This window comes from Gottfriedia sp. S16(2024) (genome assembly GCF_050473765.1).
Lineage (GTDB): Bacteria > Bacillota > Bacilli > Bacillales > Bacillaceae_G > Gottfriedia.
Genome location: NZ_JBFLUO010000001.1, coordinates 3519896 through 3535023, shown reverse-complemented (window position 1 = coordinate 3535023; position 15128 = coordinate 3519896). Strand labels below are relative to the sequence as shown.

The 15128-nt window shown below is 33.5% G+C and carries 12 protein-coding genes; all 12 read right to left on the bottom strand.

The window, feature by feature from the left end:
* Positions 1-84: 84 nt before the first annotated feature.
* Positions 85-396, bottom strand: coding sequence for a hypothetical protein (locus tag AB1282_RS16625; protein WP_056476975.1), 312 nt, complete (start codon positions 394-396; stop codon positions 85-87).
* 333 nt (positions 397-729) lie between these two features.
* The gene (locus tag AB1282_RS16620; RefSeq protein WP_429899579.1) at positions 730-1749 is read right to left on the bottom strand and encodes an ABC transporter permease subunit; all 1020 of its coding nucleotides are present in this window, start codon (positions 1747-1749) and stop codon (positions 730-732) included.
* On the bottom strand, positions 1746-2624 hold the full coding sequence (locus AB1282_RS16615; protein ID WP_429899578.1) for an ABC transporter permease subunit: 879 nt from the start codon (positions 2622-2624) through the stop codon (positions 1746-1748). Before AB1282_RS16615 ends, AB1282_RS16620 begins: the two co-directional genes overlap by 4 nt.
* A 25-nt stretch (positions 2625-2649) precedes the next feature.
* Complete coding sequence (locus AB1282_RS16610; protein WP_056476968.1) at positions 2650-2979, bottom strand: hypothetical protein; 330 nt, start codon at positions 2977-2979, stop codon at positions 2650-2652.
* A 391-nt stretch (positions 2980-3370) separates the two neighbouring features.
* Positions 3371-4543, bottom strand: a complete 1173-nt coding sequence (locus AB1282_RS16605) for a Ger(x)C family spore germination protein (RefSeq protein ID WP_056476965.1) — start codon at positions 4541-4543, stop codon at positions 3371-3373.
* Positions 4540-6039: a spore germination protein gene (locus AB1282_RS16600; RefSeq protein ID WP_390311390.1), complete on the bottom strand. Its 1500-nt coding sequence runs from the start codon at positions 6037-6039 to the stop codon at positions 4540-4542. Before AB1282_RS16600 ends, AB1282_RS16605 begins: the two co-directional genes overlap by 4 nt.
* The gene (locus tag AB1282_RS16595; RefSeq protein WP_390311389.1) at positions 6029-7126 is read right to left on the bottom strand and encodes a GerAB/ArcD/ProY family transporter; all 1098 of its coding nucleotides are present in this window, start codon (positions 7124-7126) and stop codon (positions 6029-6031) included. The genes AB1282_RS16600 and AB1282_RS16595 overlap by 11 nt, the downstream gene beginning before the upstream one ends.
* A gap of 253 nt (positions 7127-7379) precedes the next feature.
* Positions 7380-7883, bottom strand: a complete 504-nt coding sequence (locus AB1282_RS16590) for a GNAT family N-acetyltransferase (protein WP_056476961.1) — start codon at positions 7881-7883, stop codon at positions 7380-7382.
* Positions 7884-8190: 307 nt separating this feature from the next.
* Positions 8191-9615: an aldehyde dehydrogenase family protein gene (locus AB1282_RS16585; RefSeq protein ID WP_056476957.1), complete on the bottom strand. Its 1425-nt coding sequence runs from the start codon at positions 9613-9615 to the stop codon at positions 8191-8193.
* A 1-nt stretch (position 9616) separates the two neighbouring features.
* The gene (gabT, locus tag AB1282_RS16580; protein WP_429899577.1) at positions 9617-10981 is read right to left on the bottom strand and encodes a 4-aminobutyrate--2-oxoglutarate transaminase; all 1365 of its coding nucleotides are present in this window, start codon (positions 10979-10981) and stop codon (positions 9617-9619) included.
* A gap of 170 nt (positions 10982-11151) precedes the next feature.
* Entirely contained in the window at positions 11152-14349 is a 3198-nt protein-coding gene (locus AB1282_RS16575) for an SNF2 helicase associated domain-containing protein (RefSeq protein ID WP_429899576.1), read from the bottom strand.
* Between the two features lie 136 nt (positions 14350-14485).
* Positions 14486-15124 (bottom strand): response regulator, encoded by a 639-nt coding sequence (locus AB1282_RS16570; protein WP_429899575.1) that lies wholly within the window; start codon positions 15122-15124, stop codon positions 14486-14488.
* Positions 15125-15128: the final 4 nt, after the last annotated feature.

The window sequence follows — 15128 nt, the reverse complement described above, 5'->3', positions numbered from 1 at the left end:
ATGCTCTTAATATTGTCAAAACCTTAGTTTTGACTTGCCTACCGGCTAGGGATCTCCTCAAAATTGAAAACCCCTTTAGTTTGTCTAATATCCGTTTATAATTGAATCCACAGTTTCTAAAATTGAAGTAATAGCTGTTTTTTTTTGTTTATTCACTACTAATAAAACATCGTATTTATTATTTAATTCATTAAGTTGTTCACTTAATGGTGTAACAAAATCTTGTGAGATTGTTTCGTTACGATATTGTATAAACGCTTTCTCGGCTACTGAATATCTTGTCCGAACTTTATCTATTTCTTTTGTTAAATCGAATAATTCTTTATCTAGTCTTTTGATTTCCGCGTTTAATTCTTTCTTCCATCTAAGTAATGCATGTACATTCGTATTACTCAATGAGTATTCCTCCCTAATATCGAATACTACATCGTACTCCATAGAATACTTGTTTGTTCCTGATCATATCAAACAACCAGTTGAAGATATGAAGTTCGTGTTCCTTAGGTCGAAATTTTGCTTTAAAGGTGTAGCGACATTGTGGGATTAGACTCAACAACTTCGAATGTAAAAGAAGTATTTGTCAGTACCAGTCTTTTGCGAACACTATTCAACAAACCAACAAATTCGCCAATCAAAGTTAGTAATCTAAAGAGAACAATTACTAATTTTCAGCATAAAGGAATAATTCACAAATTGAAAAGGAACTTCGGTCGAAGTTCCTTTTATTTTTTACTGAAACTCTTTAATGTCCTTATTAATTACCACGGCTTCAGCAAAAGTAAAGTTCGATTTCTTTAGCTGTTTAATTTCTTTTTTGTGTGTTTTGCCAACTATTGGGACCACAACCTTTTCTTCAGTACCCTCCAACATCCTTTTCATCACATTACAAGCCAACAATGTCAGAATAAATGCGATGCTCGGTCCAAAGACAATCCATTGATCGAGCATTAACTCTTGGTAGGAAACACCAATTAACGCAGACCATTCGTATGTGGCAGGAAAAATAACTGTCCTAACAGAGTCGATCTGAATTATATGCCTACCACCTACAAATACTCGGACTATTCCCAAATGAACAAGTAATAGCAATACACTTATCATTTGCTGAACAATCATGAGTAATGCTCTAGTACGTAGAAATGGCATTACATGTTTTCGAATAATTCGAAATTTGGTCGCACCTATGGCTCTAGACGCTGTAATGAAATCTTCCCTGTTAAAGTGAATGACTTCATTTCGTACTACATGGACGAGTGATGGCAATGCAACAATTGTCAACCAAATGACGATTGAAGCAATATAGGAAAAACCTTTTGTCGAATTACCAAATAAATTTACATCAAAGAACAACAAGACCAGTAGAATAGCTGGTATAAATCGGAATGCACGTTCAAATGTTGTGAAAAATTGTCGCATTTTTTGCAAATAGATACCATAAATAATTCCAAAACAAACACTTAAACCAACACGTAGTAAACTTACACTCAACCCAATTAATATTGTATATTTAGCACCGTCTATTACTGACCAAAATAGATTATGACCAAAACGATCGACACCAAATGGAAAATCAAAACTAGGAGGAAATGGTCGAGCCTTTGTAATATTCCCATTTCCATCATACAAAAGGACTGGTGGATCTTTTATGTGATCTTTCAATACAAGTGTATAAAGAAAGCTGAAAATAACCAAACCGACTAGAAAAAGTAATGAAAAAAGGAATGGTAGCCTTTTCCAACTCTTATTCATTGAGATTGCTCCTTTCCAGTTACTTTTATTGCGACAAGATTAAAAACCGCTTCAATAAAGAAGAATGGCAGAAATAAAACGATTAAGCAGACGAAAAATACATCAGGCGTATTTGATACAGTATATAGTAATTTAAAGTAACCATGGATATTAAATAATAATTCAACAACTAATAAATTTGAAATGAGTATCCAAAATAAAAAGTGTGAATTGGAAAATAGCGTTACAACTACATTTCGTAGAATATGCCTCAAGAGAATCCACCCATTGGATAACCCTTTTGCTTTTGCAAATTCGACATATGTCTTTTTACTTTCTTCCTCGATAGCTAAAAACGTCATTTGAAATAACATAATTCCAGGTAAAACGGACACGACAAGTATCGGTAATACATAAATGTTCTCAAAACCAGCAACGGGATCGACTATTAGGATATTCGTTTTTTTATACAACCAAATGATGAATAATTGAACTGCGAAAATAAACATTACATCTGGAATACTTTGTAAGAGAAATAAGCATTCTTTGACGACTTTTCGCATCTGTGGTGATAACAGATATGTTCCATACGAAAACAAGATTCCTAGCGTAAATATACAGATAAAAGAAGTTGATAGAATGATAAACGAATAGACATACGGTTGTTTTAGATAGCCCCATAATGGTGCTTCTGTTGAGGATATACCCACTTGTATCGTCATTTCGTTTAAATGAAGAAAGTTATGACCAAAGATTTTAATTTGTTCTAGAACCGAATGGAATAGTTCATCTTTTGACGTATGTAAGCTAGCTGAAAATGCTACAATGATTCCCATCAAAATGATTGTAAATAGTAATTGGTAGAATTTTTTCCTTAGATAAAAGCGTATGCTCATTTGAACTTAATCTCACTCCTTTATTTCAAAATTCTTTCCAGTAATAAGCTAGTGTAATGAGTAAAGAAACGATTGTAAAAGTAAAAGACACCAGTAATGAAAATGATTTTTGAAAAACTGTAAAAGGACTTGCATTCTCACCCGTTACTTTAATACCCGTCTGTGTTTGAGTACTTAAATTAAGACTATTGGATGCATATCCGCCGCTACTCGTGAAAAATCGGATAATGATCGTTACTACCAATCCAACAAAAAACGCATAGTCAATCATTTTACCATGCATAAAATCTGAAACAATCCATGTAAGTCCAAACAGAAATCCTAGTGTAATGATTGCAAAAATAAGCTTTTTCAATTTCATCATCCCTTCAAGTTTAAAATCTAATTAACATAATTTTAAACCAAAATGGTAATTATTGTAAGAAAAATTAGAATAGATAGAGTTGTTAAATAATTAAAGGGTAAAGGATACTTCGTAAAGTGTTTGTGATTGGAAATTTATAAGCCACAAAAATGCTCGGCTTCTTATGCAACTAGTCGAGTAGTAATGCCGATGGAGGAGAGGCTGCTACCAAAGTATCACCCTTAACTGCCATTTAGCTCAACAAAAAAATCGACTTTTATGTCGATCTTCCTGTTCATCTAAAGCGTGCGTTAGTCAACCATGAATCTATGATTCATGTAAGTTTAAATTTATTATTCGATTTTCAAAATGGATAAATGTAACATCAAATTAATTAGCCCAATTATTCTTCTCGTGAGTATGGCTTCTGTAAATTGGTGGACTTCCATTGGCCGCTTGTCAAAATTTGCACCTTTACCTCAACATCTAAGGATGACGACGAAAGCGGGATAACTCCGTTTTTTTCAAATTTTTTCCAGTCTTTTAAATTATTTCGATAAAGTGTTTGTGAAAGCTGATAAACATCAATTCCTTTATTAATCCCATTTTTGTATGTTTCTTCAACTTCCTTTTTAAATGTATTTTCAGCTATTTGTTTTACTGTTTTCATAGGCAAATATTTTACTACCTGAAAAATATCTCCTTCTACGCGAATCTGCATTCGAAAATGCGGTTCGTGGTTTTTTATGTAGGCTACTGTTTTGATTTTTGGTTTTTTCAATACGATTTCTGTAACGGGCTCCCCATCTTTTTTTAATAGGATCGGTGCTCGGGTGAAGGTCTTGCCCGTCCATTTTAAACCTGATAAGTCTTTCTCAGACAAATACCCTTGGTAGCGCTTTGAAGCTACAAAAGCCGACCCGCTATATTTTAATAATGGGAAATCATCTTTGTCTGATTTCCATTTTTTTGTGATCGATAAGAATGGTATTTGTGTGGTCATCGCAGGCTCATAAAAATAAGCACGAAATTTGTAAAATATCAAGGGACTAAAAAGAGAATAGTTTTTTGTCATTTCATTTGGGATATCCCTCACCGTATAAAGGGGTGAAAGATTTAAAATTGTTCCAGTTGCCAAAACATCCTCAATTGGTTCCTTTGTTCCAAATACCCACATTGTATTCCTAAACTGAAAGAAACGAGCAAAGAATTCATCAATTTGTCGAATATCTCCATGTTTTAATATATTCTCAGAGAATACGACTGTATTAATGTGTTCCCAAGAGACCCTTTGTTGAGTCGATTTATAAAAATCGAACGCTGAATGGTCTAAAATCTCCCCTGTTCCTTTTCCAATAAAAATTGGCTGTGGTGTCCGCATAGTGGTTTCTTGTTTTGCAAAAGTAGAAAAATTGATAAATTGAGGATAGAGCACGTATTGATTATTTTTAAAGTCAACTCCTAAGGCATTTATGTACCATACATGCTCAACTTCTCTTGTGTCCCAACAGCCTGTTAACAGAAAAATAGATGGAAATAATATAAGAAGTTTTTTTTGAAAAAATTTTTTCCTCATCCTTTTTCCTCATCCTTTTGTTTCGTGCTATCGTTCGTATGAATCTCTTTCGGTCTCCTGATCATATTTCTAAAACGAATTCGGATTGTTGCAGGGATCAAACTAGTTGGTACAAATGGAGAGTAGGGAGCCATAAATGGAACCCCGAAAGAGCGTAAATTCACAAGATGAATACAAATAATAAAAACAGAAAATATAAGCCCTGTTATTCCAAGTAAGCTTGATAGTAGATAGACAAAATATCGGAGAATACTTAATGTTCCCGAAAGCGACTGGTTAATCAAAGTAAATGTCGAAACCACAGAAATAGCCATCATTACGACAATACCAGGAGAAGCCAATCCTGCGCTGATGGCAGCTTGCCCAATAATTAACCCACCTACTACGGATAACGTCTGACCAACAGTAGTAGGGATTCTAAGACCTGCCTCTCTCAGTAACTCAAATAAAAAAATCATTAAAAATCCCTCTAATGTAGTAGGGAATGGAACTCCCTCTCTTGACAAAGCTAGTGTTGCCAACAATGTGTAGGGTATTTGATCCGGATGATAAGCGACTAAAGCAATCCAAAATCCTGGTAGAAAAACAGCTATAATTAAGCTGAAGATCCTTAGTACTCTTCCTAAGCTTGCAAAAGGGGCTGACGAATGCTGGTCCTCTGCATTATTAACGAAAAACACAAGAGTAACTGGTCCAATAGATGCAGTTGGAGAGCCTTCCACTAATAAAACAAAACGTCCATAAAGTAGGCAATTTACAGCATAATCAGGTCGTCCCGTATATTCTAATAACGGGAAGAGACTGAAAGGCCGGTCTGTAATAAGTTCTTCAATTTGATCAGATGAAACAATCCCATCGACTTTAATATTATTTAATTTGGATCGTACTTGTTCTAAAACATCCTGTGAAATAACATCTTTCAAAAAAAGAACTGCAACCCTGGTTTTACTTCTAGTTCCAATAACAAATTCTTCATAAGTAAGGGAGCTTGTTTTCAATCTTTTTCGTATTAATCCAATATTGGTTTGAATTTCTTCTACAAAACCGTCCCTTCCACCTCTTAGTGTCACTTCCGTACTAGGTGATTCTACAGATCTTGCTGGTATCATCGCTAGTTTCATGGAAAAAACCAGCCTAGACGCAGTGAGGAAAAAGAGAACTTCTCCTTCATAAATTTTTTGGGCGAGGTCTTCCTGTGAAAAGTCTGATTTAACGAAAGTGATAGGGAAATCAAGTTTTGACTCCAAATCCTTTCCATCACCGGAAAATCCATTTTCCAACACTTCATGAAGATGAGGCATTATTGTTTTTCTCAATTCTTTTATGTCAATGAGATTTTGACAATATATAGATAAAATAGAAAAATAACGTTTGCCACTATCGATTTGATGTTTTTGGAAGAGGACATCTTGCTCTCCTTCAAACCAGCCCCTTAAAATTTCTTCATTCCACTTGACCTTCATGTTATCTTGATCAGGTTGATTATTACGCTTCATTGGTGTTACCTCCTCCATTCTCTTTATTCACAAACATGGAGAGGATGGCTAAAAGTATAAGAATCAAGAGTATGAATACAAAAGTACCCGGTAAAAATTGTCGGGATAAAAACAAATAAAAAGACGTGTCATTAATGGACAAAATGGAAATCAGAGTCACCCACCCAAGGAAAAAAAGTTTCACTCCACTATTTACCTTCTTATTCTTAACCTGAAGAATATCTGAGGCTAAAAATGTTAGAAGAGACAAGCGGATGAAAGCTCCAACGAACCATTGATAAACTGATAAAAAGTCGACATGTTCAATATAACGACCAATTGATACCAGCCTCCATTCTTCAAAGGCTGGGTATCGTTGTTTAGCAGCCACGAATGGACCAAACTCTGTAATGGCCCCGATCGTTGGTCCAAGAGTAAGGATTACAAAAGTGATTCCAATCCAAATCAAAGTAGTAACCTTTATTTTTTCATTTAAGTGATGATGAAAAAATAGGATAAAAGCAACCTCTATAAATCCTGATATTGGATAGATCATGCCTTTTATAACAGGAGTAGTACCGTGTTCGATAAATGGTTTTAAAAATGTGTAGTCTTTATGCGGAAAATTCGCAGTCATGACAAAAAAACCTAAAAAAATAACTATTGGGAGAAGGATTCCCGCCGTTAACCCTATGGATTGAATTCCGTGCTTTGCATTATAAAAACAGATAATAGAAAAAGTAGCGCCTAATAATACTCTAGGTGTCATCGGTAAATAAAACGATAAAAAGGTTAACGTTTCCTTTAAAAGGACGACACCCGAGGAAAATAAGTATAGGAGGATCATAGCTATTAATGGATAAGAAATAAATCTCCCAAAATTCCCCTTAAGCCATTGAAACAACTGTTCTCCATTCATACGTTTTTGGATAAAGTAGAGAATCGGTATCAAGAATAGTAAAGAACCGCTTGAGAGCAAAATGGTAATCCAAGAATCACGACCCGAAACGTCCAAAACCATAGGAATGATAATGACATGATTAATAAGTCCAGTACTACCAATTAAGATAAATGACATTTGAAGTAAGTTGATAGTTTGGTTTTTCATGTGCATTCCTCCTTAAAAGCAAATTCGTTACCAAGATAGTATATCCTTTTGGAATATTATTATTATTTTTGAAGTCACCAGCCTACTTAATTACCTATATCAAAACCTACGTATATAGTATGTGGTTCTTTAATTTATCATTAATACACCTTAGAAACTATCCTGCAATTTAACTTAATTAGAAAATCAACAATTAAGTTTAAATAGAACAAAAAAAGATGATCAAATCACCCATTGGATCATCTCTTTCTTCTTATTTAATAATCTTAGCCATATGATCCTCATCGTAAAATTCACCATTAACAAATAATGCTCTTTTTTCTGTCCCAAAGCTTTCAAATCCTACAGATTCATAAAGTCTTTTTGCAGATTCATTTGATGAAATGACTGCCAATTCAATTTGTAAAATTTCTTCAATCTCCATAGCATTCTGAATCGCTTCACTTAAAACTTTTTTCCCTACACCCTTACCACGATAATCAGGTGTAACATACATTCCCCAAATTGTTCCCTTATGTTTCATTTTATCAGATCTTTTTTGGTAGAAGCCAGCAACCCCAACAAGTACGTCTTTGTCGAATGCACCAATAATAAAATTATCGAAAGTCTTAGGGAAATTATTTGTGTGCTGTTCAATTGATTTTTCCTTATATTCAGTTAAGCTTTCTCCGAATGCTTCTGGTGATAATGTTAACCCTTCACTTCTCAAACGAATAAACTCAGGTAAATCTTCAATTGTTAATTTTCGAATTTCCATACTTAATCTCCCTTCGAAGCTCATAGAAGTACTTAATTTTTAATAACACTTTTACAATTCACTTAAACCAGTATCATCTTACTTCGTCTCATACAAATATAACATATAATTCTGAAGTTTTAGAATACAAAAAGGACTGATCAAATTAATACATGATCAGTCCTTTCATTTTGAAGACAAATTCCAAACTCCATTGATCAGACTGATTGCAAGCTTTCGTCTTTCGAGGAGCGAAGTTAACCTAGACAGTAATGAGCACCGCGTAGGCAGGCGAAGCAACGAAGAAAGCGAGCATTTGTCATCAGTCTTAAAGTTTAATAGAGACTAGTTTCATTTCAGTCATCTCTTGTATTGCATACTTTATGCCTTCTCTTCCATAACCGCTTTCTTTTACTCCACCGTAAGGCATTAAATCAACTCTAAATGTAGGGACATCGTTTACTAGCACGCCACCTACATGTAGTTTTTTAGTAGCATATAATGCTCTTTGTAAGTTATTTGTATATACACCAGCTTGTAATCCAAATCGACTATTGTTTACTTCAGTTATTGCTTCATCAAAATGTTCATATGAATTGATGACTACAACAGGACCAAAGATTTCCTTACATGATACATCACTGCTATTCTTTACGTTTGTTAAAATAGTTGGTTTATAAAGACGGTCTTCTATTATATCCCCACCAGTTACTAGATCAGCTCCATCTTTAATTGATTGCTTAACCCATTCATCTATTCTAGCAACATCTTTTTTAGAAATAAGGGCACTTATATCTGTTTGAAGGTCTAATGGCGAACCTAAGTTTAATAATTCGGAAGCATTTTTCATCTTCAATAAGAATTCATTATAAAGTGTATGGTGTACAAAAATTCTTTGTAATGAAATACATACTTGGCCGTTATAAATAAAGGCTCCCCATACACAACGATTGATTAATTCATCAGTTAGCTTGACATCTTCATCGATGATCAACGCTGAGTTTGAACCTAGTTCTAATGTTACTTTTTTTAATCCTGCTTTGTTTTTTAATGAAATGCCTACTTCAGGACTGCCAGTAAATGTAATTGCATTCACATCAGGATGTTTTACTAGAGCATCGCCGATTTCGGAGCCTTTTCCAGTAATTAAGTTAAACGCACCCTTAGGTAAATCCGTTTTATCAATCATTTCAGCTAATGCAATCGCAGAGAGTGGGGTTTGACTAGCTGGTTTTAAAACAATTGTATTTCCTGCAGCAATTGCTGGACCTACTTTATGTGCAACTAAATTAAACGGGAAATTAAACGGAGTAATTGCACCAATTACCCCAACTGGCTCTCTGACTGTATAAGTGACTCGACCTTCACCTCCTGCTACTGCATCAAGAGGGATTGTTTCCCCATATATTCTTTTTGCTTCTTCAGCGGCTATTTTATAAGTTGCAATCGTTCGATCAATTTCACCTAGAGCAGCCTTTAGAGGTTTGGATGCCTCTAATGCTAAAATCTCAGCAAGTTTTGACCGATTTTCTTTAAACTGTTCAACTAATTGCTCTAAAATGACACTTCTCTCATATGAGCTGAGCTTTTCCATTTGAGATTTCGCGTTATTAGCCGCTCTGATCGCTTCTTCCAAATTCTCTATCGTTGCGATTGGTATTTCAGCTAAAACTTCACCAGAATGAGGGGCAACAAGATTTTCATGTTTTTTCCCTTCAACCCATCTTCCATCTATATAAAATTGTTTTTGCATTCTATTTCACCTCAGATACAAGTTGACTAGCAACTTGATGTATTGATTGTTTTATAATATCTAGACCTTCAACTAATTCCTCGTCAGAAATAATTAAAGGCGTTAAGAAACGAAGAACATTACTATGAACACCTGCGCTAAGAATAATGACTCCATTTTCACAACATTTTTTTGTTAATGCTGCAACAAATTCTTTTGCTGGTTGATCAGTAGTAGGATCTACAAATTCAATACCTACCATCGCTCCTAGTCCTCTAATGTCATAAATAATTGGAAAATCATTTTTCAATTGTTCAAAAAATGATTTAATTTTTTCGCCAATCTCTCTAGCTCGAATCCATAATTTTTCACTTTCAATTTTTTCAATCACCTCGAGTGCTGCTACACAACCTAATGGACTGCCACCATAAGTTCCACCTAGTTCACCAGGTGATGCAGCATCCATTATTTCAGTACGACCTGTGACTGCACTAATTGGTACACCCGCTGCGATTGATTTTGACATTGTGATTAAATCTGGTTCAATTTCAAAAATCGTTGATGCAAATAATTCACCCGTTCGCCCAAATCCTGTCTGAATTTCATCTGCTATAAACAAAATTCCATGTGACTTACAAATATTATATACTTCTTTTACAAATTTTTTTGGAGGAACAATAAATCCCCCTTCCCCTTGTACGGGCTCCATAATTACTGCAGCAACTTCTTCTGGTGACACATCTGTTAAAAGAAAATCCTTAAATTGAGAAATACAAAAATTAATATATTCTTCTTCAGATAACTCTTTTGGTTTATTTGATAAATAAGGGAATTTAGCTTTATATGTAGCAGGAGCAAATGGTCCCATTTTATATTTATATGGCTTTACTTTACTTGTTAAAGACATCCCTAATAAAGTCCGCCCATGAAATCCTCGAGTAAACGAAATAATTCCTGAACGACCTGTGTACTTCCTCGCAATTTTAACAGCATTTTCTACTGCTTCAGCACCGCTATTTAATAGAATGGTTTTTTTAGAAAAATCCCCAGGCGTTATTTCAGTTAATTTTTTAGCTAAATCAATATAAGACTTATACATTCCTACATGAAAGCAAGAGTGGATTAATCGCTCTGATTGATTTTTAATCGCTTGTACAACATTCTTTGGAGTATGTCCTACATTTAAAGTACCAATCGCTCCAGCAAAATCTAAAAATTTATTTCCATCAACATCCTCAACGATCGTACCGTGTGCTTTTTCTACAAAAACAGGTGTATTATTTCCAACACCATTTGGAACAAACTCGCTACGTAAATCGATAAGTTCTTTACCTTTTGGTCCTGGAACTCCTGCTGAGACATTAACAAATTTTCGATTATTGCTCATGCTAACTCTCCCTCTCATATAAATAATTTCATTTTCAATCTATGAATTTATTAATTTATTAGCTTCATTATTAATATACTCGCTTTCAAACATTTAAGAATGAAATAAAATGAGGCCAAGAGCTTTTTCGAGGGAAAGGGAAAAGCCACTCAGGCGAGCGGCAATTTATTTTAAAACATTAATAGTTCACGAATATCTTCTTCTGTTAAATTAAATGAAGCTTTTCCATTCGTTTCAATAATTTCTCCTATTAATTGCTTTTTCTTCTCTTGTAATTCATTCATTTTATCTTCAATCGTTCCTTTAGCAACTAGCTTGATCACTTGAACATCATTCAATTGACCGAAACGGTATGCTCGATCTGTTGCCTGGTTTTCAACCGCAGGATTCCACCAATTATCATAAAGAATAACTGTATCAGCTCCAGTTAAATTGAGCCCCACTCCTCCTGCCTTTAATGAAATTAAGAAGAAGTTATGTTCACCAGCATTAAATCGATTGCAGATCGATAGACGTTCTTCTGACGGAGTTTGTCCATCTAGATAAAAAAATTGCTCTCCCATTATTGATAGTTCCCTACCAATTAAACCTAACATTTTCGTAAATTGAGAGAATATCAATACTCTCCTACCGGCTATTTTTGATGCCTCAATTATTTGAAATAGCTGTTCAAACTTAGCTGAACTACCTTCATAACCATCGATAAACAAGGCAGGATGGCAACAAATTTGTCTTAAACGCGTTAAACCGGCTAATATTTTTATATGATTTTTGCCTAATGTAAATTTATCCACGGCTAAATGCTTTAGTGTATCGTGTCGTAGTTTTGCTAAGTATGCTGCATATAATTTTTTTTGGTCTGGTAACAATTCAACAGACTCCTTCGATTCGATTTTCTCTGGAAGTTCCTTAAGTACATCCTCTTTTAATCTTCTTAATAAGAAAGGTCGAACTCTTTTAGAGATTGTTTTCTTAGTCAAATTGCTAAATTCCTTTAACCCTCCAAATAATTCAGGAAAAACAACATGATAAATTGCCCAAAGTTCTTCGAGTGAATTTTCAATTGGAGTACCTGTTAATGCAAACCTTTGATCAGCATTTAGCTTTTTTACGACTTTAGCTGTTTGAGTAAAAGGATTTTTAAAATTCTGAGCCTCATCAAAAAATACTGTATGAAACTTTTGCTTTTCGTACCACTTTATATCATTTCTTAACAACGAATAAGAAGTAATTAATACATCAATATTGACTAGTTCTTTTTGTATTTTCAGCCTCTCATTTTTATTTCCATCAATGACAAGGGCTTGAATTTCTGGTACAAATTTGAATACTTCACTCAACCAGTTATACGTTAATGCGGTAGGACAAACGATTAGAATTGGTGCATTCAATGAACGGATTTCGTTTAAAACAGATTGAATATAAGTAAGACTTTGAATTGTTTTACCTAATCCCATATCATCCGCTAAAATTCCTCCAAATCCAAATTTAGCTAAATTCTTCATCCATTTGTATCCAAAAATTTGGTAATCTCTTAAAAGATTTTTCAATGTATTGGGTACTTCTTCTACTACTTCATTTGGATTGATTAAACTCTCATAAAAATGATGCAAACGATCTTCAATTTTAAATAAGCTAGTTTCTTCCGCAGAATCTAATAAATATAGTCCATTCTTTATCGGTAAGTTTAATACACTTTCATAATCAAATTCTTGCTCAGGTACTGCATTTAAAAATCGCCTGATTTCTTGTAATTCTCTCGTTTCAAGCGAGTATAATGTACCATCATGTAATCGATAATATTTCCGTTTCTCTTTTAGTGCTAATAATACTTCTTTGATTTGTTTCTCAGGAATATCTAGTTCAAATTTAAATTCCAACCAATTCGTTCGTTCACTTTTTAAATTGACACGTATTTGAGGTTTCTTATTTTCTTTAAAAATTCTATTTCGAACTGCGGTCGTAGCATAAATTTCAGTAAGCTTTTCAAGTTTCGGTAATCTATTTCTTAAAAACTCGTATTCAAGTTCTTCATTTTGTAAGAAATAGCCACCTTCTGTTTTCGAAAAAGAACTATCTTCCATTAATTGTAATATTTCTAATTCATTCTCTTCATCTCTAACTAACGTTTTACTAAGTTGGATTTCTCTTTTATCTAGCGGATTAATCACTATGCGATCATAATGAAATTCAAGCCCAGCAAGTAATTTATTTTTTATACGATCTAAATATAGCTTTGCTCTTAACGGGGTATTTGAATATTGGTTTGATAATGATGTAGGTATTTGCACCTTACCAAGCTTTATAAGTCCTGGAATTACTTTCTCAACATAAAGATGAATTTGGTCTGTTGGTATATTTATTTTTTCATGTCCTGTGTTTTTAAATATTTGCTTTAATTCAACAAGTCGATTAAATTCCTCTACTTTAAGATTATAGATTCTTCCACGATATAAGACTGTTGTATAGGCCTCCATTATCGTTAATTTCTCAATTCCTGCTGATGTTAAAAAGTATTGATCATCTACTTGCTCAATTTCAAATTCCAATGGTAATTTATCTTCGGTAAATGAAATTCCATTAAATGATATTCCGTTTTCAATTATCGTAACGTTTTCTGTAACTGTTAATAAATTAATGAATTGGCTCCAAATTGTCGGAGAAATGAAAATGTATTCATTTTTCATAGTTAGAGGATCATTAAACATTTTTTCATCATCTAACAACTTTATTAAAAGTTCCCAAATACGATTAACTTCATTTTGAACACAATGTAAATTAGAGTCAAAAATAAGATCAGCCGAAATTTCACTTGGTTTCCCCTCTTTAACATCCCTTAAAAAATTACGTAGATTTTCTACTTTCTTTTTTCCAAATGCCATAGCTATTCCAAGGATTTTATAGGCTTCACTCATTTCAACGACTTCGCAAATAAACTCAAAATCAATTACTTTCCTATTGTCAAAATGTCTTAATTGTTCGCTTTTACGTAACGTTTGATCATGAAAAAGTTCTAAAATACCATTTGACCTATTTAAATCGGTGTTTTCTATAAAAAAATCTATTTCTGTATGATTTTCCTCTTTTTTCTGACGTTCAAAAATCGAAATTAAAACGGCAGCTATATGTTGACAATCCGTTTTAATTGAAGCTAGTTTTGGACAAGTGCACTTACAATAAAAATCATCATTTTCTTCTTTTATGACATTAACGGTAAAATCTTCATTTCCTATAACTGTAGCTGTACAAGCATCATTTTTATATTTTTCGATTTTTACTTTATTTGCGCGATAAAAAGAGTCACCCCTTTTGAAGGAGACTGTACCGCAGCGTTCTTTTATGATTTTACTATTTAATTTTATCTTCAATTAACTGCTCCTTCCAAAATAAATAAAACGAATATAACTATCTTACCATTAATTATTTATTTATCTAAAGTATTGCTTCAAATCTTATAAAAATAGAAAAAAAGAAGCCATTTTTGACTTCTTTTTGCAAATGAATTTATTTTTGTTCTACAATTCCATGTCTAAAAGCATAAATTACAGCCTGAGTTCGATCAACGACTTCTAATTTCGTTAAAATATTACTTACATGCGTTTTAACCGTTTTTAATGAAACAAACAAAGTATCGGCGATTTCTTGATTTGATTTACCTTCAGTCATTAAATGAAGTACTTCTTGCTCTCTAGCCGTTAAATCATCATGTAATTCACGTTGAGTAGATTTTCTCATTCTATTCATCATTTTCCCAGTAACAACTGGTTCTAAAACTGAGCCACCTTTATGAGTTGTTCGTATAGCATTAGCAATATCACTAGCTCTCGATGTTTTTAACATATAACTAATTGCACCTGCATCAATTGCTGGATATACATTTTCATCATCAATAAAGCTTGTAACAATAATGATTTTTGCTTCTGGCCATTTTGAAATAATTTGTTTTGTCGCTTCAATTCCATCCATAACATCCATAATTAAGTCCATTAATACAATATCAGGACGTTTTTCTAATACAAGTTCTACGCCTTCTTTTCCATTACTTGCTTGACCAACCACTTCAATATCAGATTGAGTACTTAAATATGTAGAAACACCCATTCTTACCATCTCATGATCATCAACTAACACGACTTTGATCAAATTT